This window comes from Rhizobium binae (assembly GCF_017357225.1).
In the GTDB taxonomy this organism is placed as follows: Bacteria; Pseudomonadota; Alphaproteobacteria; order Rhizobiales; family Rhizobiaceae; genus Rhizobium; species Rhizobium binae.
Genome location: NZ_CP071609.1, coordinates 137,576 through 159,033, shown reverse-complemented (window position 1 = coordinate 159,033; position 21,458 = coordinate 137,576). Strand labels below are relative to the sequence as shown.

General features: G+C 59.6%; 22 protein-coding genes and 2 pseudogenes. 10 read left to right on the top strand and 14 right to left on the bottom strand.

The genetic code is table 11. The annotated features are described in order from the left end of the window. The first annotated feature begins 38 nt into the window (after nt 1-38). The 4 genes and pseudogenes from J2J99_RS31400 to J2J99_RS31385 all read left to right on the top strand — a co-directional run bounded on the left by J2J99_RS31400 (nt 39) and on the right by J2J99_RS31385 (nt 1,631). Complete coding sequence (locus tag J2J99_RS31400) at nt 39-338, top strand: DUF736 domain-containing protein (RefSeq protein ID WP_128409065.1); 300 nt, start codon at nt 39-41, stop codon at nt 336-338. Nucleotides 339-500: 162 nt separating this feature from the next. Beyond that, nucleotides 501-671 (top strand): annotated as a pseudogene (locus J2J99_RS31395) (DUF736 domain-containing protein); the annotation flags it as partial. Nucleotides 672-986: 315 nt separating this feature from the next. Continuing rightward, nucleotides 987-1,151, top strand: a complete 165-nt coding sequence (locus tag J2J99_RS31390; protein WP_168297144.1) for a hypothetical protein — start codon at nt 987-989, stop codon at nt 1,149-1,151. Nucleotides 1,152-1,457: 306 nt separating this feature from the next. Continuing rightward, on the top strand, nt 1,458-1,631 hold the full coding sequence (locus J2J99_RS31385) for a hypothetical protein (protein WP_168297143.1): 174 nt from the start codon (nt 1,458-1,460) through the stop codon (nt 1,629-1,631). 59 nt (nt 1,632-1,690) lie between these two features. Here the strand turns inward: J2J99_RS31385 and J2J99_RS31380 are convergent, their stop codons facing one another. Beyond that, the gene (locus J2J99_RS31380) at nt 1,691-1,957 is read right to left on the bottom strand and encodes a WGR domain-containing protein (RefSeq protein WP_343229145.1); all 267 of its coding nucleotides are present in this window, start codon (nt 1,955-1,957) and stop codon (nt 1,691-1,693) included. A gap of 391 nt (nt 1,958-2,348) precedes the next feature. Then, entirely contained in the window at nt 2,349-3,842 is a 1,494-nt protein-coding gene (gene ltrA, locus J2J99_RS31375) for a group II intron reverse transcriptase/maturase (RefSeq protein ID WP_138396904.1), read from the bottom strand. Between the two features lie 781 nt (nt 3,843-4,623). Between ltrA and J2J99_RS31370 the strand changes: the two genes are divergently transcribed. Beyond that, nucleotides 4,624-4,938, top strand: a complete 315-nt coding sequence (locus J2J99_RS31370; RefSeq protein ID WP_131714241.1) for a hypothetical protein — start codon at nt 4,624-4,626, stop codon at nt 4,936-4,938. 243 nt (nt 4,939-5,181) lie between these two features. Here J2J99_RS31370 and J2J99_RS31365 read toward each other — a convergent pair whose 3' ends face one another. The 4 genes from J2J99_RS31365 to traC form a co-directional block, all read right to left on the bottom strand. Then, the gene (locus tag J2J99_RS31365; protein ID WP_131714240.1) at nt 5,182-5,631 is read right to left on the bottom strand and encodes a thermonuclease family protein; all 450 of its coding nucleotides are present in this window, start codon (nt 5,629-5,631) and stop codon (nt 5,182-5,184) included. Between the two features lie 437 nt (nt 5,632-6,068). Beyond that, the gene (gene traG, locus J2J99_RS31360; protein WP_207601007.1) at nt 6,069-8,000 is read right to left on the bottom strand and encodes a Ti-type conjugative transfer system protein TraG; all 1,932 of its coding nucleotides are present in this window, start codon (nt 7,998-8,000) and stop codon (nt 6,069-6,071) included. After that, nucleotides 7,987-8,202, bottom strand: a complete 216-nt coding sequence (gene traD / locus J2J99_RS31355; RefSeq protein WP_011654561.1) for a type IV conjugative transfer system coupling protein TraD — start codon at nt 8,200-8,202, stop codon at nt 7,987-7,989. The genes traG and traD overlap by 14 nt, the downstream gene beginning before the upstream one ends. Before the next feature lie 4 nt (nt 8,203-8,206). Beyond that, nucleotides 8,207-8,500 carry a conjugal transfer protein TraC gene (traC, locus tag J2J99_RS31350; RefSeq protein ID WP_011654562.1) on the bottom strand — a complete coding sequence of 98 codons (294 nt, stop codon included), beginning with the start codon at nt 8,498-8,500 and terminating at the stop codon, nt 8,207-8,209. 255 nt (nt 8,501-8,755) lie between these two features. Here traC and traA point away from each other — a divergent pair, with 255 nt between their 5' ends. From traA to J2J99_RS31330, 4 genes are all read left to right on the top strand, one after another. Next, complete coding sequence (gene traA, locus J2J99_RS31345; RefSeq protein ID WP_168302057.1) at nt 8,756-12,082, top strand: Ti-type conjugative transfer relaxase TraA; 3,327 nt, start codon at nt 8,756-8,758, stop codon at nt 12,080-12,082. A gap of 65 nt (nt 12,083-12,147) precedes the next feature. Further along, nucleotides 12,148-12,645, top strand: coding sequence for a conjugative transfer signal peptidase TraF (gene traF / locus J2J99_RS31340; protein WP_245503430.1), 498 nt, complete (start codon nt 12,148-12,150; stop codon nt 12,643-12,645). Then, the gene (locus J2J99_RS31335) at nt 12,635-13,798 is read left to right on the top strand and encodes a conjugal transfer protein TraB (protein WP_168302056.1); all 1,164 of its coding nucleotides are present in this window, start codon (nt 12,635-12,637) and stop codon (nt 13,796-13,798) included. The genes traF and J2J99_RS31335 overlap by 11 nt, the downstream gene beginning before the upstream one ends. Before the next feature lie 16 nt (nt 13,799-13,814). Beyond that, nucleotides 13,815-14,432 carry a TraH family protein gene (locus tag J2J99_RS31330; protein WP_138397161.1) on the top strand — a complete coding sequence of 206 codons (618 nt, stop codon included), beginning with the start codon at nt 13,815-13,817 and terminating at the stop codon, nt 14,430-14,432. Between the two features lie 235 nt (nt 14,433-14,667). Here the strand turns inward: J2J99_RS31330 and J2J99_RS31325 are convergent. From J2J99_RS31325 to J2J99_RS31315, 3 genes and pseudogenes are all read right to left on the bottom strand, one after another. After that, nucleotides 14,668-15,536, bottom strand: a pseudogene (locus tag J2J99_RS31325) (nucleotidyl transferase AbiEii/AbiGii toxin family protein). Continuing rightward, a complete protein-coding gene (locus J2J99_RS31320) occupies nt 15,529-16,146 on the bottom strand; it encodes a type IV toxin-antitoxin system AbiEi family antitoxin domain-containing protein (RefSeq protein ID WP_138397164.1) in 618 nt (205 codons plus the stop codon). The pseudogene J2J99_RS31325 and the gene J2J99_RS31320 overlap by 8 nt, the downstream one beginning before the upstream one ends. Before the next feature lie 243 nt (nt 16,147-16,389). Then, complete coding sequence (locus tag J2J99_RS31315; RefSeq protein ID WP_138397159.1) at nt 16,390-16,638, bottom strand: helix-turn-helix domain-containing protein; 249 nt, start codon at nt 16,636-16,638, stop codon at nt 16,390-16,392. A 258-nt stretch (nt 16,639-16,896) separates the two neighbouring features. Here J2J99_RS31315 and J2J99_RS31310 point away from each other — a divergent pair, with 258 nt between their 5' ends. Then, a complete protein-coding gene (locus J2J99_RS31310) occupies nt 16,897-17,187 on the top strand; it encodes a transcriptional repressor TraM (RefSeq protein ID WP_027668120.1) in 291 nt (96 codons plus the stop codon). 3 nt (nt 17,188-17,190) lie between these two features. On the opposite strand, the gene J2J99_RS31305 is transcribed toward J2J99_RS31310, so the two are convergent. The 5 genes from J2J99_RS31305 to J2J99_RS31285 all read right to left on the bottom strand — a co-directional run bounded on the left by J2J99_RS31305 (nt 17,191) and on the right by J2J99_RS31285 (nt 21,455). Then, nucleotides 17,191-17,895, bottom strand: coding sequence for an autoinducer binding domain-containing protein (locus J2J99_RS31305; RefSeq protein WP_138397158.1), 705 nt, complete (start codon nt 17,893-17,895; stop codon nt 17,191-17,193). Nucleotides 17,896-18,206: 311 nt separating this feature from the next. Further along, complete coding sequence (gene trbI / locus J2J99_RS31300; RefSeq protein WP_168302055.1) at nt 18,207-19,505, bottom strand: IncP-type conjugal transfer protein TrbI; 1,299 nt, start codon at nt 19,503-19,505, stop codon at nt 18,207-18,209. An 11-nt stretch (nt 19,506-19,516) separates the two neighbouring features. Further along, complete coding sequence (gene trbH, locus J2J99_RS31295; protein ID WP_138397156.1) at nt 19,517-19,957, bottom strand: conjugal transfer protein TrbH; 441 nt, start codon at nt 19,955-19,957, stop codon at nt 19,517-19,519. 3 nt (nt 19,958-19,960) lie between these two features. After that, nucleotides 19,961-20,776, bottom strand: coding sequence for a P-type conjugative transfer protein TrbG (gene trbG, locus J2J99_RS31290; RefSeq protein ID WP_138397155.1), 816 nt, complete (start codon nt 20,774-20,776; stop codon nt 19,961-19,963). 16 nt (nt 20,777-20,792) lie between these two features. Next, entirely contained in the window at nt 20,793-21,455 is a 663-nt protein-coding gene (locus J2J99_RS31285; protein WP_168302054.1) for a conjugal transfer protein TrbF, read from the bottom strand. Between the last annotated feature and the right edge of the window lie 3 nt (nt 21,456-21,458).

Here is a 21,458-nt window from a genome sequence, read left to right as displayed (position 1 = left end):
CATCGGGCGGCTTCGAACAACCTCAGGAGATCAAGACAATGGCCCAGATTGGCACCTTCACCCGCGACGAAACCGGCGCCTACACCGGTACCATCAAGACCCTCACCCTCAACGTCAAGGCATCCATCAAACCCTGCGACCGCGACAACGATCGCGCTCCTGACTTCCGCGTCACAGCAACGGGTGTCGAGTTCGGAGCCGGCTGGAGCCGCACCGCCCGCGAAACGGGCGCCGAATACCTCTCGCTCAAGCTCGACGATCCGTCCTTCACGGCGCCCGTCTACGCCTCCCTCGTCCAGGGCGACAAGGGCGAGCACAAGCTCATATGGTCCCGCTGACCAGCTCAACGGCGCTCCGCTCAAAGCGGGGCGCCGCCTTCCACTCCCTCGGGATTATGCGGAGCAAAATCCATCGCAACCGCCGGGGAATCCAGCCTTCAGTGAAAAGAACTCCGCATAAGCACGTGCTCGGCATAATCGACATTATGCGGTGGACCGCATAATGTCGAACTGGGCGCCGCCTGGCAGAAGCGCTCCAACGAGAGCGACCGCGACTACCTCTCGGTCAAGCTCGACGACCCGAGCTTCCCGGCTCCGATCTACGCGACGCTGACGGAAGTCGAAGGCGAAGACGGCTTCCAGCTGATCTGGTCCCGCCCGAACCGGGACTGAGGTCCTCGAGGCGCCGCCAGCCGGGCGGGGCCTCTTCCGCCAAAATGAGAAGCCGGTACCGGGCGTCGAGCCCGGTTTCGGCTTTTCCGGTGCCATACAGAAACGGAAATAGCCGCTCAGATCGCCAGATGGTGCCGGGGCGGGATGGCGGCCTCAAGGACGAGCGGTTCCCCCAATTTCGCATCGACGCCTGTGGCGCCAACACGAAATCGGCTCCCCACACGCCGCCGCTGGCGGTCGCGTTCGCGATCCCTGACCCCACCACCCCGTCCCGCCCCGCGAGCTCGTCTTTCACGAACTCAAGGAGATGAGACCATGAAAATCGAACAGCACATCGAGGAACTGCGTGCCGAGCTGAAGAACACCTGCGACGCCGCCGAGCGCCGCCAGATCGAGGGCGAGCTCGAACTTGCCCGGGCGGAGCTCGCCGTGCAACTGGCCGAGCAGGCCGGCGCAATCGAGGCCGAGCCGCCCTTCTGAGGCGGCTACTCTCCCTTTCTTCGGCGGCCACCGTGACCGCTTCCGACGCTTCCCACTCAGGCCGAACCGCACGGTCGCATCTCTCCTTTCGATACGGCTAACATCTACGCCAGGGATGTTGCAGTCCCTTCACCACGCCGCAACCTTGCGCCACCAGAATTTTCCCCGCCGCAAGCGGCTCCTCGCCCAAGCAAAATTCAGGCGGCTCCAGGTTCTGCGCTGGCGCTTCGACCGTTCCGGTGCGGCGTTCCTCCGAGGTCTGCTTTCGATCCCCGCGATATCAGCAATTCGAAAGGAGAACATGCCATGCAACAACTCGCAAAGTTCCTCGCAGCCACAGGCCGCCGGCTCCGTACTCTCTGCAAGGTAATCTGTCATTTCTTCCGCAAGGGAAAGCTCGGGCTGAAGCTCGCAATCAAGATCCCGTTCTTCGTCGAGATCGAGGTTTCGTTCGAGACCGACTGGAACCGGCGCAGGTGACGCACCACGGCCGCTTCGGCGGCCTCTTTCGTTCGTTCCGCGGGAGGTGCCGTCTTGGATCAGCGGAGCGGCCGCTGCGTGACGGCTCTCGGGCGATAGCCACGGGCCCTCTTCTGCCGTGTCAGATCGAGGAACAGTCTGACGGCCTCTTCCTCCCGCCCGAAGTGGTGCATCATCATCTGCCCCGACGTTCCAATCCTTCCCCATCGTCTCGTCAGGCAGGTTTCCCCGAATAGCGATACGGAAATCTGCAGGGCGTAGAAGCGGGCCATGTTCTTCGCCGCGTCAGTTCGTTCGATATAGATCTGAAAGGGTTGCTTGATCATGTTGACATCATCGTCACAGGCTAGCGACACGTCCAACGACATATGTGAATCGAACAATTGCGACCGATTCATTTCCGTGAAGAGTGGGCTCGGGCGAGGCGCTGACGGCGCACGGCTCTAGTCGCGCTGCGACCGGAGCCCGCACGCGGTCTCCGCCCAGCCGGGTCACGATCCTCTCGCAGCAGGAAGCATGCCCCTGTCAAAAATCGTTGTCCGGAGACAGCCGGAAGGTCCTACGGCCATCGGAGATGGCAAGCGGTCGCGTCCCTTCCGGACGCGGTTCTATCTCTCTCTGACACCCCATTTTGCACCCGCCGTGTCGGGTAGCAGCGGGGCATTGCTGCCCCGCCGCCCCCTAAGAACCGGGCGTGCGGATCACTCCGCACCCGGCTCAAGCCATTCTCCAGCGCCACGTTGTGACACCGGGCTCCCCGGCGGTATGTTTCGCGTCCTGACGGCGGGCGAGGTAGTCATCCCATGTGGGATCGAACGGGTTAGCCAGCGCCGGAATTTTGGCATGTCTCTTGATTGGGACAGCCGCTGCACGGACAAGCCCATACTTGGCGTCCTCCGTGCTGAAATCCCATGACTGGCTACCGTTGACCCTGAAATACCTTCTCCTGATCCACCGTGCTCCTTTGTTAGGGTGTCGTCGGCACGCCCATCTCCAGAGCATGCGCCAGATGTAGAAGTCTATCGAAGAGAAGGTCGCCTTCGCCACGACATGGCGGTGATACATCGCCCATCCCCGAATGATCGGGTTCAGCATTTGTATCAATCCTTCCTGCGCGATGGCGGCGTTGCCTTTGATGATTCTCCGGACCTTATCCAGCAGCGCCTTGACGCTGTGTTTGGACGGCGTGATGAGAAGTTTGCCGTTGTACTTTCGCACATTCTGGCCCAGAAAATCGAAACCATCCGCAATGTTCGTGATTCTGCTTTTCTCGTCCGAGAGTTCCAGTCCACGAACAGCCAGGTATTTCCTGATCGCCGGCAAGACCTTGTGTTCCAGCACCTCTTTCGATGCACTGGTTACGATAAAGTCGTCGGCATAACGGATGACGTGGGGCTTGGCTTTTCGGTACGTGGATTTCGACGATCCCACGCTTGCATCGACTGCGGCCTCAAGCCCATCCAACACTCTGTTAGCGATTGTGGGCGAAATCACGCCCCCTTGCGGGGTTCCCGCCCGCGTCTCGAACAGAGTTCCCTCTTCAACATATCCGGCTTGAAGCCACTTCCGCAGGATCGCCTTGTCCATAGGCATATGCTCGAGGATGTAATCATGGCTGATTTCATCGAAACAGCTTTTGATATCGCCCTCTAGAACCCACGTGGCGGACTTCCGTCTTGCCAACGTGATGAAGCACTGCTCAATGGCGTCGGCTGTCGAGCGTTTGGGCCGAAATCCATAGGAATTCGGGTCCGCCAAGGTCTCCGTCACTGGTTCCAGCGCAAGCTTCCATAAGGCTTGCATTGCGCGGCACAGCATACGGGGTATCCCGAGCGGGCGCTTCTTGCCGTTACTCTTGGGAATATAAACGCGTCGCAACGGCATGGTACGGTAGCCGTGATGCCGCAGCGACATTACTCCCTTCCATCTGGCCACCGGGGTTGTCCAGATTTCTCCGTCCACTCCCGGCGTTTTCTTCCCGCGATTCTCCGTCACCCGCTTCACAGCCAGCATCTTGCCGCTGTGCGAGCGGGTCAGCAGACGTTGCAAGGCTTTTACCTTGCCCCATCGGCATTCGCGAGTGGCCTTGGCGATACGCACTTGAAGTCGCTTCACGGTTGCTTCAATCTGCGACCAGTCTGTCTGATCCCAAATCTGCCCTCCGTGCGAGGACGCACCAGCATTCGCTGCTTTCGCACCGATTGCCGTCATCTGCTTTTCCTCGTCCAGCAATTAGTCATGTTCTCTCGCCATGAATGACCGAGCGGAAGTCTGCCCACTTTCGTGTCGGGCGATGTTGCAGCCCGTATCCCGACCATTACAGCCGGGCCTTCGCTTTCTCCGCCTTCCTTTACCCACAACACCAACAGCGTTCCTTACGGTTCGCCTGCCGTTACCGGCAGCGCTATGGGCTTACCCTGTTCCGCATGAATCTCAGAGCCAGTCGGACCCTTCCTTTTCGCCGGCAGCTTTCCGTCCATGGAGGTCCAACCGGAAAGGACCACACCTTGCTGCACACCTTTTGGTTCAAGCCTATCAGCACATTTGGCTTGTTCCTTGTTACGGCGTTTATCGGAAGTTCACTTGTGTTGGTCGTCATTGCTCATCCCTTGCACCTCACCGCCTTTGTGCTGGCAGTTTCCACTTCGCCTCACGGTTCGGTGGACCGGTCACCCGGTGGTTACGTTGTCCCCGAAGCTCCACACGGAGTCGTTGCCAACTTCGCATGTTCGGGTAGGGAACGACCGATGGAACGGTCGGTTTCGTAAAGTTCACATCACGTGTTCTCCTCTCGAAACAGAGATTCATGCGACTTTCAGGTCGCACTCCGGCGTCAAGGACATCGCGGCCCCCCCAATTTTCCCAACGCCGCAAGCGGCACAGAGAAAATCGGTTCCTCCGCTCGCCGCAGGGCGGCCGCGTTCCGCGGTCCCTGACCCCTCACGGACTACGGTGCCGACACCTTTCGTCAGAAAACGAAAAGGAGACTCTGATGACAAAGCATCAATTCGCTCGTGTGGTGGAAGAAGATCAGAAGCGGCCGGATCAACAGCCGGATTGGCTTGAACGGCTGCGCCGAAATTTCGATGCGGAAGTGCATCTTCCCGCCGATATCTCGCGGGAGTTTCTGTCTGCAGCGCTGCTTTGGGCAGTCGACAACAAGGTCGATTTCGGTTTGTTCCACGAGGCCAGCGAGATCATCATTGCGCACTTCGGCGGTGATGAGATCTACCTCCCGTCGCGGTGGTCCGACAAACGATGGCACACCGGCCTTGAGGACAAAGAGCCTTTCGATCCGAGCGACTGAGGTCGAGACCAGAGGCGGCTTGTCGCCTCTGGTCTTTGCCTATTCACATGAGCCCCTCCAGCCGGATCGACCGAGCGGAGCGGCTATGAAAGGGGGGCTCTGCCGCCCCTCTCGATCTCACCCCATGAAGGAAGGGCAATGCCCCTCCTTCAAACTTCCTCCCAGGGAGAAAGGGAGACGGTTCCCTCCTCCCTTTCCCCAAACCCCTATCCCTCTCCCGTGCAGGGAAGGTGATGATGGCTGTCACCCGCCCTGGCACCAGCCGTGTCGGGCACCATCCCATGATCGGGCAAGCCCTTCCTTGATCAAGGCATTGCCCAGCGAATTGCCTGCACGAAATACGGTTCGCAGTTTGCGTCCATATTTGTCTTCGTCACGGAACCCGGCCGCTAGCGAGAATTTTCCAGCGTTGAGCAGCGTCAGCAGGCGGGATTTTGCCGCCTCACCCTTTATCCGTTCCGCCTCGCACCGGGGCGGGCTGAGTTCAGGCGTATCGATGTCGGCGATGCGGATTTTCTCGCCGTTGAACCAGAATGTGTCGCCGTCGACGACGCAGTTCGCTCGATGGCTTCCGTCGCACATCGAAAATGCGGTCGACAATGAATCCGTCATCGGTTTCTTGGCCAAAGTGGCGAGATCGGGGAGAACGTCGGCGCCGCCATAGGCAAGCCAACCCCCAACAGCAATGATCACGGTGCATAGAACTGCCGTCGAGCGTTTACGCCATCTGTTCCGCCCAGATCTCAGCAGTCCTCCACCCGCGCGCTGCCGGTCGCGACCGCCTCCGGCCTTCGGCGGCTTTCTAAACGGAACCACATTTGATTTCGCCACTTTCCGATCCCCTCGTTTCGTCTCAACCTATGTCGGACCCGGTTTCATCTGCGTTTACGGAGGAGCTTGGCTCCGGGCTGCGGTGTGGCCGGCAAAATGGTGCGCGACGGGCGGGGGCAGTCGATCCCGCCTCCCCTTCGGGCCACTATGTTGAGGCTCCTGCGGCTGCCCTGTTTTCCTCCCGTCACGCAACGAGAATTCCCGAAATCTCGCCCGTCGGGCGTCGCTATGCTGATTTCTCCGATACTCTTCTTTTTCCTGGATCAGCCTTGCTCGGTTGCACCGCGCGCCGGCTTGGATCATGCAGGCTTTGGCGTATCCCCGATCATGTGAAACCTGTTCGTGCCGACGCATGCCTTCATGTCGTCGCGCCGGAACCAGATGGCTCGTCCGCATCGGAGCGGCGCGTTTCCTGCGGTGAAGACGATCTGTTCGTCGGCGCGTATGCGCAGAACTTCATGGGGCTGAATGAGTGGTCTGGCAGCGAGCTGCTTCGAGCGTGTTCGTGATGATCCCTTTGCCTGGAAACTGCGGCTCACCTGGTCAATCTCGACCGTGGTCATGCCGCAGCGTCGGGAGATGTAATCGGCGGTCTCTGGATCGTTGATCGCGGCAAACGAAATCCAGCTGGCACTCTCGAACCACTTGCTTGCCGCGTCGCGACCGCCATAGGTTTCGCGCATCTGGCCGATCGACTGATAGATCATCGTCAGCGTGATGCCGTATTTGCGACCGGCATCGCGTGCCGTCTCTATGATCCGCATGTAGCCGAGGCGCGCGACCTCATCGAGGAGAAACAGGGCGCGCCCCTTGATCTGTCCGTCGCGATTGTAGATCGCATTCAGAAACGAGCCGATGATGACGCGCGCAAGACCGGAATGGGTCTCCAAGGTCTTGAGGTCTATGTTGATGAAGACGTCCGTATTGCCGGCCGCGATGTCGTTGGTCGCGAACTTCTTTCCCGATACTAGCGCCGCGTAGTTCGGATAGGAAAGCCAGTGTGTTTCCTTGACCGCGTTGGCGTAGACGCCGGAGAAAGTTTCCGGCGTCATGTTGACGAAGGCTGCGACGTTTTCCTTCACAAAATCCGAGCCCGAATTGTCGTAGATGTCTTGCAGCCGTTTGCGCAATGTCGGCTCCGGCTCCGAGAGGTTCATGCGCACCTGCCGAAGCGTCTGGTCGTGCTCGTCCGTGCGGCCGGACAGGCAGACATCGGCGATCAGCGCCGTCAGCAGTTGCAGCGCCGATGCGCGAAAGAAGTCGTCACGGACACCACGCACGCCTCCGCCGTCGCTCATGATCCAGGAGGCGACCGAGGCAATATCCTCTTCCTTCGTCCCGCCGAAACGACCGACCCAGTCCAGCACGTTAAAACCGATGTCAGGCTTCCTTGGATCGAGGACGAATACATCCCTTCCGGCTCCGCCGCGATGCACGGAGACCATCGGTGCGACCTCGTTCGAAGGATCGAGCACGATCAGCGTGCCGCCCCATTTCAGTGCCGTCGGGATCGTCACCGACGTCGTCTTGAAGCCACCGGAACCGGCAAAGACGATCCCGTGCGACGAGCCGAACGAGCCATCGAAGCACAGCAACGGCGACTTGCCGCCGGCGCCCCACGTCTCAGCGCTGTCGGCGCGAAACGCTTGGCTCCCGACACTGTCCTTGTCGACCCGATAGCGCTCGCCGATGACGATACCACCGGCATCGGGAAACAGCTTTGCTGCCTCCGTCAGTTTCATCCAATCCGCTTCGCCATGGAGCGCCCGCTTGCCCTGAATGCGTTTTGGCTCGGCCCTTGCGAATGCCGCATTGCCGATGAGCGCCACGCGAAGCGCGAAGCCGGCACATAAGAGCGCCGCACTCGCGCCGATCGACGTCGCCGGATCGAGAAAGGCCCAGACCGTCTTGTCGGCGGGTACTGTCATGAAAGCGGAAAGGCGCATTGTTTCGCGAATGGCTGCGATCAAGATCGTCCCACTGCATCCCGCGACGACGCCCCAACCTGCCTGCTTGATATTGATCGAACCGGCGCTCGAAAACAGCAACAGAATTCCGATCGCCGCACTGGCCACATAGGGCAATGCGATGCCCGCCCGCCCCCATGCCAGTCGCGCGGCCTCGGTCTTGCCAAAACCGGAAAGCCACTGCTCTACCCCTGTCATCCCGATGACGACCAGGATCATCAACGTCCCTGGCATGACGACGAGCGCAATCCTATTGATCGTCATTGCCGAAGGCCTCCACGCCGATTGCCGTGAGCCTGGACCGCTCGGTATCGTCACTCTTGATGCGGCGCGCTGCATCGACCAGCGCGCCCAGCAACAGTGCTCGCTTCTCGTAGCGCAGACCGGCCTTGACGATCAGTCCGCCGAGCTCGATCTTTTCTCGCGTGTCCTTCTTGCGGGCGTCGGATGTCATCGTCCTCGCCATGCGTTCAAGCCTCGCCAGCGCTGCCCGCGCCCGCGCCAGACGTGACCGGCGCGGTTTGCTGCGAGACGACGGCTGCCCCTCCCCTTTCTTTTCCGGCCGTAGCGCCCTGCCCTCCGCGAAATCGCTTGGTCAGTTGCTCAAACGCTGCCTGAAGCTCCGCCTCGTCGATCTCGATCTCGCCAAGGCCCGCCTTGAGCGCGATCCGTCCGATGCGTTCCGCTTCCCGGGTCTCGGCGATCTTGAGCTGTTCCTGCAGCTTGGCGATTTCGTCGCGAAGTTTCGCGGATGGCTTCTTCATGTCCGTCTGTCTCCCTGGGTGCGAAAGCTTGTCTTTCGAACCCAGTTTTTCGGACCGGAGTGCGGAACGCACTACTGTGAATCCTACAATCGCCAAGGGCGATGCTTTCGGGAATGATCCCGGCCGTTCCGAAGGAGCGGCTTCCAAGGGCGCAATTATACGTCGCTGGCGCGACGTGTTGCTGAGAGAGCCTGGTGGGGCCGCTGCTCCCAACGAACTCTTTGATTTCGTTCGCAACCGGGAGAGAACTCCGCCGTGGCCGTCCCTCACTTCTCCGTCAGCGTCGTCGCCCGTGCCTCCGGCCGCAGCGCCGTCCTATCGGCAGCCTACCGGCATTGCGCCAAGATGGAGTTTGAACGGGAAGCCCGGACGATCGACTACACCCGCAAGCAAGGCCTCCTGCACGAGGAGTTCGTCATTCCGACAGACTCGCCCGAATGGCTACGTTCGATGATTGCCGATCGTTCGGTCGCCGGCGCATCCGAGGCGTTCTGGAACAAGGTGGAGGCATTCGAGAAGCGGTCCGACGCGCAGCTTGCAAAGGACGTTACCATAGCCTTGCCGCTCGAGCTGACGGCCGCGCAGAACATCGCTCTCGTGCGGGATTTCGTGGAGCGCCACATCACGTCGAAGGGTATGGTCGCCGACTGGGTCTATCACGATGCGCCGGGCAATCCGCATGTGCATCTGATGACGACATTGCGGCCGCTGGCCGAAGACGGGTTCGGCTCGAAGAAGGTAGCGGTTCTCGCCCCGGACGGCAAGCCGATCCGCAATGACGCCGGCAAGATCGTCTATCAGCTATGGGCCGGCAGCACTGAGGATTTCAACGCGTTTCGCGACGGTTGGTTTGCCTGCCAGAACAAACATCTGGCGCTTGCCGGCCTCGATATCCGCATTGATGGCCGTTCCTTCGAAAAGCAGGGTATCGACCTCGAGCCAACCATTCACCTCGGTGTCGGCGCCAAAGCCATCGAGCGCAAGGCCAAGCAATCCGACCACAAGTCGGAGACCTCGACTCCCAAACTTGAGCGCCTTGAGCTTCAGGAGGCGCGCCGCAGCGAGAACGCGCGGCGCATCCAGCGTCGTCTGGAGATCGTGCTCGACCTGATCACGCGGGAGAAGAGCGTCTTCGACGAACGCGATGTTGCGAAGGTCTTGTATCGCTATATCGACGATGTCGTTCTGTTCCAAAGTCTGATGGTCCGCATTCTGCAAAGTCCAGAAGCGCTCAGGCTCGAACGCGAGCGAATCAACTTTGCGACAGGTAGTCGGACATCCGCGAAGTACACCACGCGCGAGATGATCCGCCTTGAAGCCGAGATGGCCAATCGCGCGATCTGGCTCTCCGGTCGCGCCTCTCATGGTGTGCGCGAGGCGGTTCTGGAGGCGACCTTTGCGCGCCATTCCCGTCTGTCGGACGAGCAGCGAACGGCGATCGAGCATGTCGCCGGGGCCACGCGGATTGCCGCTGTCATCGGCCGCGCCGGCGCCGGCAAGACGACGATGATGAAGGCTGCGCGCGAGGCGTGGGAAACGGCCGGCTATCGTGTGGTCGGCGGAGCGTTGGCTGGCAAAGCCGCTGAAGGTTTGGAGAAGGAAGCTGGCATCGTTTCCCGCACGCTGTCGTCGTGGGAGCTTCGCTGGAACCAGGGTCGCAACCAGCTCGACGACAAGACTGTTTTCGTACTCGACGAGGCCGGCATGGTGTCGTCACGGCAGATGGCTCTGTTCGTCGAAGCCGTCACCAAGGCCGGTGCGAAACTGGTTCTGGTCGGCGACCCCGAACAGCTTCAGCCGATCGAGGCGGGAGCCGCCTTCCGCGCCATTGCCGATCGCATCGGCTATGCCGAACTCGAGACGATCTATCGTCAGCGCCAGCAATGGATGCGCGACGCCTCGCTCGATCTGGCGCGCGGCAATGTCGGCAAAGCGGTCGATGCCTATCGCGGACATGGGCACGTCAGGGGGTTGGACCTCAAGGCGCAGGCGGTCGAAAGTCTCATTGCCGATTGGAACCACGGCTACGATCCATCGAAGACCAGCCTGATCCTCGCGCACCTTCGCCGCGACGTCCGGATGTTGAACGATATGGCCCGCGCCAAGCTGGTCGAGCGTGGCGTCGTCGCGAACGGGTTTGCCTTCAAGACCGAGCAAGGGACCCGCATGTTCGCCACCAGCGACCAGATCGTGTTCCTCAAGAACGAGGGCAGCCTTGGCGTCAAGAACGGCATGCTTGGCAAGGTCGTCGAGGCATCCAGGAATCGTATCGTTGCCGAGGTTGGTGAAGGTGAGCACCGCCGGCAGGTCACGGTCGAGCAACGTTTCTACAACAATCTCGACCACGGCTATGCGACGACGATACACAAGAGCCAGGGCGCGACCGTTGACCGGGTGAAGGTGCTTGCTTCCCTCTCGTTAGATCGCCATCTCACCTATGTCGCCATGACACGCCATCGCGAGGATCTCGCCGTCTATTACGGCCGACGCTCCTTCGCGAAATCCGGTGGCCTTATCCCGATCCTGTCGCGCCGGAACGCCAAGGAGACGACGCTCGATTACGAGAAGAGCTCTTCGTACGGCCAAGCCTTGCGCTTTGCCGAGGCGCGAGGCCTGCACGTCATGAATGTCGCCCGCACGATCGCTCGCGATCGGCTCGAATGGACCGTCCGGCAGAAACGAAAGCTCGCCGATCTCGGTGCCCGTCTAGCCGCCATCGGCGCTGCGCGTGGACTGGTTCGCGGTAGCAACAACCAATCGATCCCGAACGCCATCAAGGAGGACAAGCCCATGGTATCAGGCATCACCACCTTCCCGAAATCGCTTGAGCGGGCTGTCGAGGACAAGCTCGCCGCCGATCCCGGGCTCAAGAAGCAATGGGAGGACGTCTCGACCCGCTTCCAGCTCGTCTACGCGAAGCCGGAAGCTGCCTTCAAGGCGATCAATGTCGATACGATGTTGAAGGACCAGTCGGTCGCGCAGTCCACCCTGGCAAGGATTGCCGGCGAGCCAGAGAGCTTTGGCGCGCTCAAGGGCAACACCGGTCTTCTCGCCAGCCGTGGCGACAAGCAGGACCGGGAAAAAGCGCTCGCCAATGTACCGGCGCTCGCCCGAAATCTTGAACGCTACCTTCGTGAGCGGGCCGAGGCCGAATTCAAACATGAGACGGAGGAGCGCGCGGTCCGCCTCAAGGTATCCGTCGACATCCCGGCACTCTCTCCAGCGGCCAAGCAAACGCTCGAACGCGTGCGCGACGGGATCGATCGCAACGATCTTCCGGCTGGCCTCGAATATGCTCTGGCCGACAGAATGGTGAAGGCCGAACTCGAAGGTTTCGCGAAGGCGGTTTCCGAACGTTTCGGGGAACGGACCTTCCTGCCTCTGGCTGCGAAAGACACGAGCGGCAAGACCTTCGAGACCGTCACATCGGGCATGACGGCTGGCCAGAAGGCCGAGGTCCAGTCCGCGTGGAATTCCATGCGCACGGTCCAGCAACTTAGCTCTCATGAGCGTACGACCGAAGCGCTGAAGCAGGCCGAGACACTGCGTCAGACGAAGAGCCAAGGCTTCTCGCTGAAATGACCGCGGGAGCTGGAACGCGGCGGGCGATGACCGCACAACAACGACGAGCGGCTGGAATCATTTTTATGGCCGCATTGGTCGTCATACTGGCGATCGGCACCGGCCTCGCCGGCGGGTACCGCATCAATCTGACGCCGAGCGAGCCACTCGGCGTATGGCGTATCGTTCCGCTCCATCGCCCCGTTGCTGTCAATGATCTGGTGTTCATCTGCCCACCGGCAACCGCGGAAATGCGGGAGGCACGAGCGCGTGGCTATTTCCGTTCTGGTTTCTGCCCGGGCGGCGTCGCACCGTTGATCAAGACGGTGATCGCCGTAGCAGGACAAAATGCCGAAATCGGCGCCAGCGTGAGCGTGGATGGGCGGGTGGTTGTCTCTTCCAGTCTCACACTACGAGATGGAAAAGGCCGGCCGTTGACGCCCTTTCCGAGCGGCATCGTCCCGCAAGGATATGTCTTCCTGCATTCCTCATTCCCCGGCTCCTACGACTCTCGATATTTTGGCCCAGTGCCGATCTCCGGCATTTTCGGGCTGGCGCAGGAGGTGTTCACCTATGTCCCGTGATTACCTTCGGCCGGCGCTGCTGATATTCGCTTCGATCGCGATCGGCGTCGTGGGCTGGAGCGGCCATGTGTTGCTTCTACCCGTCGCGCTGGGATTTCCAATTCTCTGGTCGCTCGCGCAAACGAGATTAGTGGCGGCACTTGCCTCCGTCGGATATTTCCTGGCCGCGTCACGTGGTTTGCCGCAAGGCGTGGCCGCCTTCTATTCGTCGGATATCTGGCCGGGCTTGTTGCTCTGGCTGTGCGCCTCTTTGAGCTTTGTGGTGGTGCATGCTGTCCTCTGGACAAAGAACACGCGCGTTCGTCCTTCTCGCTATCTCCTTGCGGCCGTCATCATGGCCATCCCACCATTCGGCATCACAGGCTGGGCGCATCCTGTCACGGCGGCGGGTGTTCTGTTCCCGGGATGGGGATGGTGGGGCCTTGGCTTCATGACAGCCGGCCTCGCGGGCCTCGCAGCCCGCATTTGGCCAGCTGTCGCCATCGCCTTCGCAGGCCTTTGGCTGTGGTCCGCCGCATCGTGGACCGAGCCGCATCTACCCAATGGCTGGCGCGGTGTCGACCTCGAATTGGGCGCTTCGCTCGGTCGGGACGTCGATCTTCACCGCCAGCGTGACCTGATCGCAACGGTGCGGAATGCGGTCAGCGATGGTGCCCGATATGTGGTGCTGCCGGAAAGTGCACTTGGCTACTGGACATCGACCGTGGAGCGGTTTTGGACAGGCGCTTTCAGCGATGGTGATGTCACAGTCATCACCGGCGCCGCGATGATCGACCCCAGGGGCTACGACAATGTCGTCGTCGCGATCGACAGGAAGGGCGCCCGTATCCTCTATCGCGAACGCATGCCGGTTCCCGGCTCGATGTGGCAGCCGTGGCGTTTCTTGGTCGGGGAGAGTGGCGGTGCCAGGGCGGATTTTTTTGCGAACCCGGTCGTCCCGATCGGTGCCGGCCGCGCGGCGCCATTGATCTGCTACGAGCAACTGATCGTTTGGCCGGTGCTTCAGTCAATGCTGCACGATCCGGGCTTCATCATTGCCGTCGGGAACGGTTGGTGGACCGATGGGACGTCGATCGTCGCCATCCAGCGGACTACTGCCACGGCTTGGGCAAAGCTCTTCGCCAAGCCGCTTGTTATTGCCTTCAACACTTGAGTGCCCAGGAGACACCATGATCGACGCAGCCCTGATAAACGAATGTGCAGACCCTTCTCTCAAGCCCGCGATCATCGAGCAATTCGTGACGGCCGCGGGCTCGGATGATCCCCTCGCCGTCACTGTCAAATCGGGCGGCCGGTTAATACTCGTTCCGAAAGCCACATCGACTGAGGAGGCGATGGCGATCATGCGCCAATACGCTGGTCAGGCGGTCGTCCGAGTCGGTCTGACTCAGTTACCTGCTGGGGTTGGAGTCAAGGAGCCCGCTGATTTGAAGCCTGATTTCGTCGATCCTTGCCAGAACCTCCGCAAAGGCACGGCGATGTTCGCCAAGGTTCTGAGGATCGTTGCGAAATGGTATGGCAACCCCACGAGCAAAGATGTCTTCCCGCAGATTTTTGATGATGCAGTCTACGCATGGAAAACCGGCGAGTTCGAGGGCGTGAGCGTGTTTCAGGCGGAGGATCCTGGCATACCCATCGAAGCGCCGCAGCAAAGCGATCAGACGCGTCCCGCCGAGTTAGTGCATGGCGAGGAAGCGACGCCGAAAGACGTACAGCCAGAGACGATGCAGGATGTTAGGCATGCGGGGATACGGATCGATCTTTCCCGCATCGGTGGTCAGCAATAGCGTTGAGTTCACCTCGCATTGGCGAGGCATGTTCCGGCCAAGCCAGAATTTAGCGCGGCTCCAAAGCATGAAATTACTGTGCTTCCAGATGCCTGGTCCGTGGTTGTAATGGCGGCGAGCCAGTAAGAAACCGCATACTGACGGGTTCCAGCTATGGAGTTGCCCGATAAAAAACCCGACAGGATCTGATTTCTGTTCGCTGAGCCATGAACTCGCGTGGTTGCGACCAAACCGCTCATTCGTCCAGCCTCGCAGCCGCAACCGCGTGCGGCATCAGGAATGTGGCAATCTCCGCGATGACGTCTGTCAGATCGCCAGGATTGTGTGCAACGCCTTCAACGAAAGCTCGCCATTGCCGCTGCTTTTGCTGGTCCTTGGCAAAGGCGTCCGTTAGGGCGTCGGGGAGGTCAATGGGGATCGATGTCTCGCGGCGATCAAAGGTAGCGGCTATTGCGCACGCCAGCCGATCATCGCCGAAGTCGAAAGACTGCTGAGGATCCAGATGTCGTAGAAATCCTTCATGCGGCTGTTTACTCGCCCCAGCATCACCATTGCCTGGAACTTCTCGGCAATGACCGTTTCTCGCGCATAGGCCCGAAGCCGCGGCATCGGAAAATCGAGCATGGAAGGATAATCCAAAACCTCCACCCCAGGCTCAAGCGCATCGCCAAAACCGATGTCGATCGTCAGGTTAATCCGGGCTCCGCTGATCGAAGCGATCACCCGCAGCCTGAGCCCACCATAATCCAATGCCTCGCGAATACGATCCACATGCAGCGTATCAGCGTCGAACGTAACGCCATCGTCGGCCTCTTGCGCCAGAATTTCCCGAAATGTCTCAAGCATCGGGTCCGGACTCGGATCACCGAAACCCAAAAGATCGAGGTCGCGCGTGCCTCGGTGCGGATTGTCGAACCAACTCATCATCAACATCGCCCCTTTTAGAACGAAGCGACCGGCGTGGGGCGACTGGCTAAGCCGGAACAATAACCGTTCAAGAGCAAAACGCGTCAGGACCAGATCGAAGCTTTGCCCGCTTGCCTTGGCGAGTTGCAACAGGCGGGCGCGCACCGAGGCGCCGACGTTTCTGATTTCTTTAGCCATTGGCGGTCAGCGCCTCGAGATACGGCCGGATCACCGATCCGACGCCACCGCGTTCGGCCTGGTTGGCGATTTCGCCAGGAGTAGCCCTTCGTTGCCGCAGCGCCTCCTGCAGCCCTTCTATCGCTACCGAAAGGCCGATCTTGTTGCGATAGCGAAAGCAATCGGCAATTGTCTTGGCAATTCCAAAGACCCTCACGGGAACGCCTTCAATGACATGGGGTTCGACGCTTTCGTTGAGAAGGCCGTCTGTGAAACGCACGATGCGCATAGCGGGGCCGTCCAGTTTCGGAGCCCAGTCCTTACGGCCTATGGCAAGCCAGATTTGTCCTGGGAGCTGATCTGTCAGGCCGTGGAACGCCAGTGCCGAAACGAGGCAGATAACGCCTTTGGGTGCGCGTTTGGCAACCTCCGCCAGGCTGTGGTTGACGTCGAGCTGCGCATCAGGAAGTTGATAAAGACCGCGGGCAAGCCGGAGCACTTCACCATCTCGTTCCATTCGGCTCATGGTGGCAGCCGTCACACCTGCGTTCCGCAGTTCCACCAAACGTGCTATTCCGCGCTCAGTTAGCACGGTGCGGGCAATTTGGCGTTGCGTGACGGGACTGGGCATTGATATAAAAGCTCGGAGAATTGGATCTATTATCCTAGGATTTGTATCACAATCCCTAAAGCCGAGAAAGCCATCATCGCCTTGTGAATTCTTCACCACGAATAGTTGCCTCGATTGGCTCGAGAGCTGACAAATCCAGTGGTCGTCAAGAGTAAAGATGTAGCCTTGCCGACGGACCTAGCCAATTGACGTGGAAGCATTGCCGGCCGGGCATGAACCCGTCAGTCGGCAGGACAACTTCTCTTAGTCGTCAAGCTCGGCGGTTGGCATCTGTGACTCCTCCGGGGGCCGTTTCAGTAACTCACAGGCTTCGATGCCCAAGACTGTCGCCAAACGGTCAACGACATCGATGCTTGCATTGTAGACGCTACGCTCAAGCGAACTGACGTAGGTGCGATCGATGTCCGCGCGATGGGCGAGTTCCTCCTGGGACAAGCCTTTAGCCTGCCGTGCAGCTCGCAAATTACGCGCAAATACCTCTCGAATCTCCATGATCCGGAGAACAGCGGCTTGATGAGTTTCCTACCACGGAGTATTCTCTACAGCACAAGCGGGGGTCGAATCCTTTTGAGCAAATAAGCAAGACAGTGTCGTTCAAGTCCCTGCACTCTTCGACGTCGGTATGGAGAGGCGCGAGATGAATTGCACAGGACCCAGATGATGCTCAGCGGATATTGTGATGGCGCTCAACCGATATAATAAGGCCGCAGCCTTAGGTTCGGGCAGCAGAATGAAGTTAGGGAGAAGCGGATGAACGATGTGGGCTCATCTCGCCACAGTTTGATGCAAGAGTCAGAACTAGAGGTGCTGGCAGTTGCTGCGATCCGTGAGCACCGCCATCTTATTGCCGCCGATGAGGCTGTCTATGAGGAATGGACTCGCGCGAGCGCCGATCCGTCGGTCTCCGCCGCCGTACTCAAAAGCCTGCAGGATGAGTATGTCGCACGTCAGAAAAAATCCGAAGCCCAGCAGGAGTTGTTGTCGGAAATCATTGATGCGCTTGGCTACGTCCCTAAAGTTGCCCCAGATGGCGAAGCCTGACGCTCATACCAGACCGTGATCTTTGGCGATCGCGACAAGTTGCGGAACGGTTGCTGCTTCGAGCTTTTCGCGCGCTTTATCGAGGTAGTGCTGCACTGTCCTCGGATTGATCCCTGTCAACATTGCGGTTTCCGGAGCGCTCTTGCCCTTTGCCGCCCACATTAGGCACGTTGCTTCTCTTGGTGAAAGTAACCGTTTCGGAGCGACAATCGTCGTCGCAGCTATGATTTTCAGGCGGTAGTGGATCGCCAGTACTGCCTGGATCGCTTTTTGCGCATCCTGCAGCTTTTTAACGTCAGCCGTCTGCGCTGAGGATGCAAACGTCAGCATCATCGTCGACCCGAAACTTCCTTCGACGGGTATAGTCACCCCACTCCGAATGCCGTAATCGATCGCCTGGTCCCGAAAACGCCTGAGTTCGGAGGTTCCACGAGCGGGCCAATCGTCGGCCGTCCAGGAAAACATTTCCATGCGACGCTTGGCTTCCGTAACGACCGGGTCGATGCGGGAGTACTGGTTTTCGAGATAAACGCCCTGCCATTCCTCCGGATAGGAGTTGAATGTGCGGATTTCCAACCCCTCAGTTTGCAGATAAGCAAAACGGTCGTAGCCACATGCGTGCGCAAAGGTCTTCAGAGCACTTTTGATCATACGTTCATCATGCGCGGCTTCTGTCATATCGATGAGAGAGCGAAGGTCACCGTCCACTAACTTTTCTCCTTTTGCGACGGTGCAAGCCTCCCACTCGTCGCGCCGTTCTGACGCCGCGAGGTACCGGTTGCCACCGTTCGGCTAGCCGGAGCCACATGGGACATTGGACGATACGGCAGTTGCTTCTACGCGAAGCAGATCCACGTTCGTTGCCTCGCTTAGGTCTATTCACCTCTGCCGAGTATTCAACTCTTTCTGATCTAAAGACGATGATTTTTGTAGAGAATTTTAGTCACACCTGCGTCGCCACGCGGAATGACCTTGCGACGTTCAGTGATGTCGCGAAAATCTGAGGATCCTTTACCTGGTTAGCGGCCGCTATAGACAGACGGAAAAACAATATCCTGATCGACCAGGACGTTGAACTTGTAGCCCGGCCGGATGCGAATTGTCGGCTGAACGTTTAGATTCTTCGAGATCGTCTCTTCCGCTACCCGGCCGAATGACTCGGCAAAATTCCGTCGTGCTGCATCCGAGGCGGTAACCTGCGTCGCGAGCGTCGAACTCTCGGGCATCGACATATCGATCCCCGTCCCGATGACTGCGACCAAGGCTGCGGAACCGAAGGTCCTCCAAAGATGGCGGTCGACCTTATCTTGGAAGCCGCCATATCCTTCGGCGTCGGTGCCCGCCATGCCACCGATCTGCAGGGTAGACCCGTTCGGGAAAATGAGGTCAGTCCAGACGACGAGAACACGTTCCTGGCCGAATGAGACCTTGGAATCGTAGCGACCGAACAGCTTTGCGCCCTGCGGGACGAGAAGGCGATAGCCGGTTGCGCTATCGTAGACATTCTGGCTGACCTGAGCGGCAATGCGCCCCGGCAGGTCGGAATTGAGGCCGGTGATCAATGTCGCCGGGATGACCGAACCGCGCTTCAATTCATTGGGTGACATCTGTGGCACCACCTGGTTCGGCAGGTAGCCGAGATCTTTGATGTCCTGATTGAAAAAGTCCTCTTTCGATGTCTGCCCGTTCTGATCGACGTCCTGTCCTATCAGGCCGGATTTCATGGCGGCAGCATAAAGGTCTGAGGCACTGTTTGCTGCGATATTTGTCGGCTGGCGGCCGGTGTCGTTGGTGGAGCTTGCAGCCTTCTCAACGTCGGAGACGTCTACCTTCAGCGGCGAATCGAGCGCCATGGCACGAGCCTGTAGACGCGCCATGCGTTGGCGCTGGGCCTCGCGGATATATTGTTCATCCTGCTCTCGCTTCAGGCGAGCCTTCCACTCTTCTTCAGATTCGAGCCGTTGTCGGCGGTCTTGTCGTTCCATTGATTGGCGTTCGACGACCGGTTCCTGCTTTTCCTTATTCTCCACCACGACAGGTGTCGGTTGAAACACCTCCTGTTTTTCTGGCTCACCGATAATGCCATCCGTGACACCCCTTTTTAGCTGGTCACCGAAACTGGCCGCAGGGCTGTTGGAAGCACCCTCGATATCGCCACGATTGAAAGAAAGCCCGCGCAGCGACAGACCAATCACGACCACGCCGACGAACAGCACGATGACGATGATGGCGACGATGATCGGCAGGCGGTTGAGCCGCCGCATGCCCTGCTGATCGTCGGCTTGGCTCGACGTGCCAAGCTGGAGCGATTGGACCATGTTAATCTCCGTCAGTTGCGCTGCATGATCGAAAGGGGGCTGGCCGGCGTCGCGCCGGCTGCTGTCGGCGTGTAAGCGCGGCCAAGAGCGATGGAAGGCGTCGATACCTGTGCTAGCACCTGTTCGTCGAAACCGTCGATTGCATAAGCAAGCTCTACCGGCCTGATGTCTTTGGCGACTTTGCCGTCCGTAACGACCTTGTAGCCCCACCCCTTCAGCGCCGCCTTGAGGGCGGATGCGAACTCCGATGTGTCCGTCTCCATTTTAATCGTGGCGGCACCGCCAGCCGGGCCGATCTGTTCAGCCAAGCGGCTTGCCATGTCGCCGGCGATTGCGCTCGCGGCGGGTCCGGTGACGGCCACCGGCGTGGAGCTGGTGGTCAGCGCGTCGTCTGGCGTCTGGCAACCGGAAAGCAAGGCGGCCGCGGCGAGAAATGCGACTAGCTGGTGCATGGTTCAGCCTCCCCGCCGGATGGTGATCTTCTGCTGCCGCCAACCGACACCCGAAACGAGGATCGCCTTGTCGATCGCATAGTCGACGGTCATCATGTCGTTCTTCATCCGGTAATTGACGATGCGATTTTGACCGCCAGAGACGACGAAGAGCACTGGTGCATCCTGACCGGAGATCGACTTCGGAAACTGGATGTAGGTCTTCACCCCGTCAGAATAGACCCGCTTCGGCCTCCAGGGCGCGCTCCCGCTCACCGTGTAGGAGAAGTTCAGCTTGTCCGGCGCAGTGCCTGGAATGCCGCCCGTTTCGAGACGGGAATTGATGTCGGCGAGTTTGGTGGAAACATCTTCCGGATACTCGAACCCGACGCGCGCCATGTACTGGCTTGGATGAGACTTGAGTTGGATATGATAGGTGCGCCGTGACGTGGTCACGACCATCGAGGTGAGAAGGCCTGGCTCCGATGGCTTGACGATGAGGTGGATCGCCTGTCCGCCTGTCGCACCCGACGTTGCCGGCTCTACCTTCCACCGCACCGTATCGCCGACAAGCACGTCTCGCACGATCTCGCCACCCTGAAGTTCGATGTCGCAGACCTGTAGTGGAGAGCAGATGATGGACGGCTGGGTCTCGCCGAACAGAAAGATGACCTTTCCGTCCGGACCTGTCGTGACCAGCCCCGGTGTGCCGCGCCATTTCCTGGAAAGATTCGTTCCTTTTACTTCGTTGCTCGTCATGCTCTGCGCATGTGCGCCCGCCGCAAGGACGAGCCCGGCCATGCAGCCGGCGGCTGCTAACAGTAGTCGTGTTCTGTGCATTGAGAATCCCCTGCCCTTAAAGCTGTGCCGTCCAATCGAAATCCCGAACATAAAGGCCGATCGGATTGAGGCGGATCGTCGCCTCATCCTGTGGCGTGGTGAGCGTCACAGTCGCGATTCCGCGAAACCGCCTCGTGCCGGTTTCCTTGCCCTTGCGGTCCCGGTCATATTCCGTCCAGTCGATTTGATAGGTCTGGTTCGAAAGCGCGACGATGTTGTTGACCTCGATGGCAACTGTCGAAGCCTTCGCCTTCTCGAACGGAGAATTGCCTCGGAACCAGGCGTTGACCTTCTCCGTCGATGGATCGGACGTGCGAAGAAGGGCGTAGGTGCGGTCGATATATTGCTTCTGCACCACCGCATCCGGCGTGATCGAGCGAAAGCTTGTGACGAAGTTGCCGAGTGTGGCGCGCACCACGCGGACATCGGCATACTCGATCTGCTCGGGGAAACCTGCCGTGACTGCGGTTCCGAGCTTGTCGACCTCAACGATGTAAGGTACGAGCCTCACTTGTGTGCTCAGATACATCGCGTAGCTGAAGCCGATAACGGCCATGACCAGACCGAGGACACCAACAATGCGCCATGCGGCTGCGGCCTTCACATAAGAGCCATAGCGTTCGCTCCATTCCTGGCGGGCGGCAAGATACGGGTTTTCCGGGGCGCGGTTCGCTGCCATTTA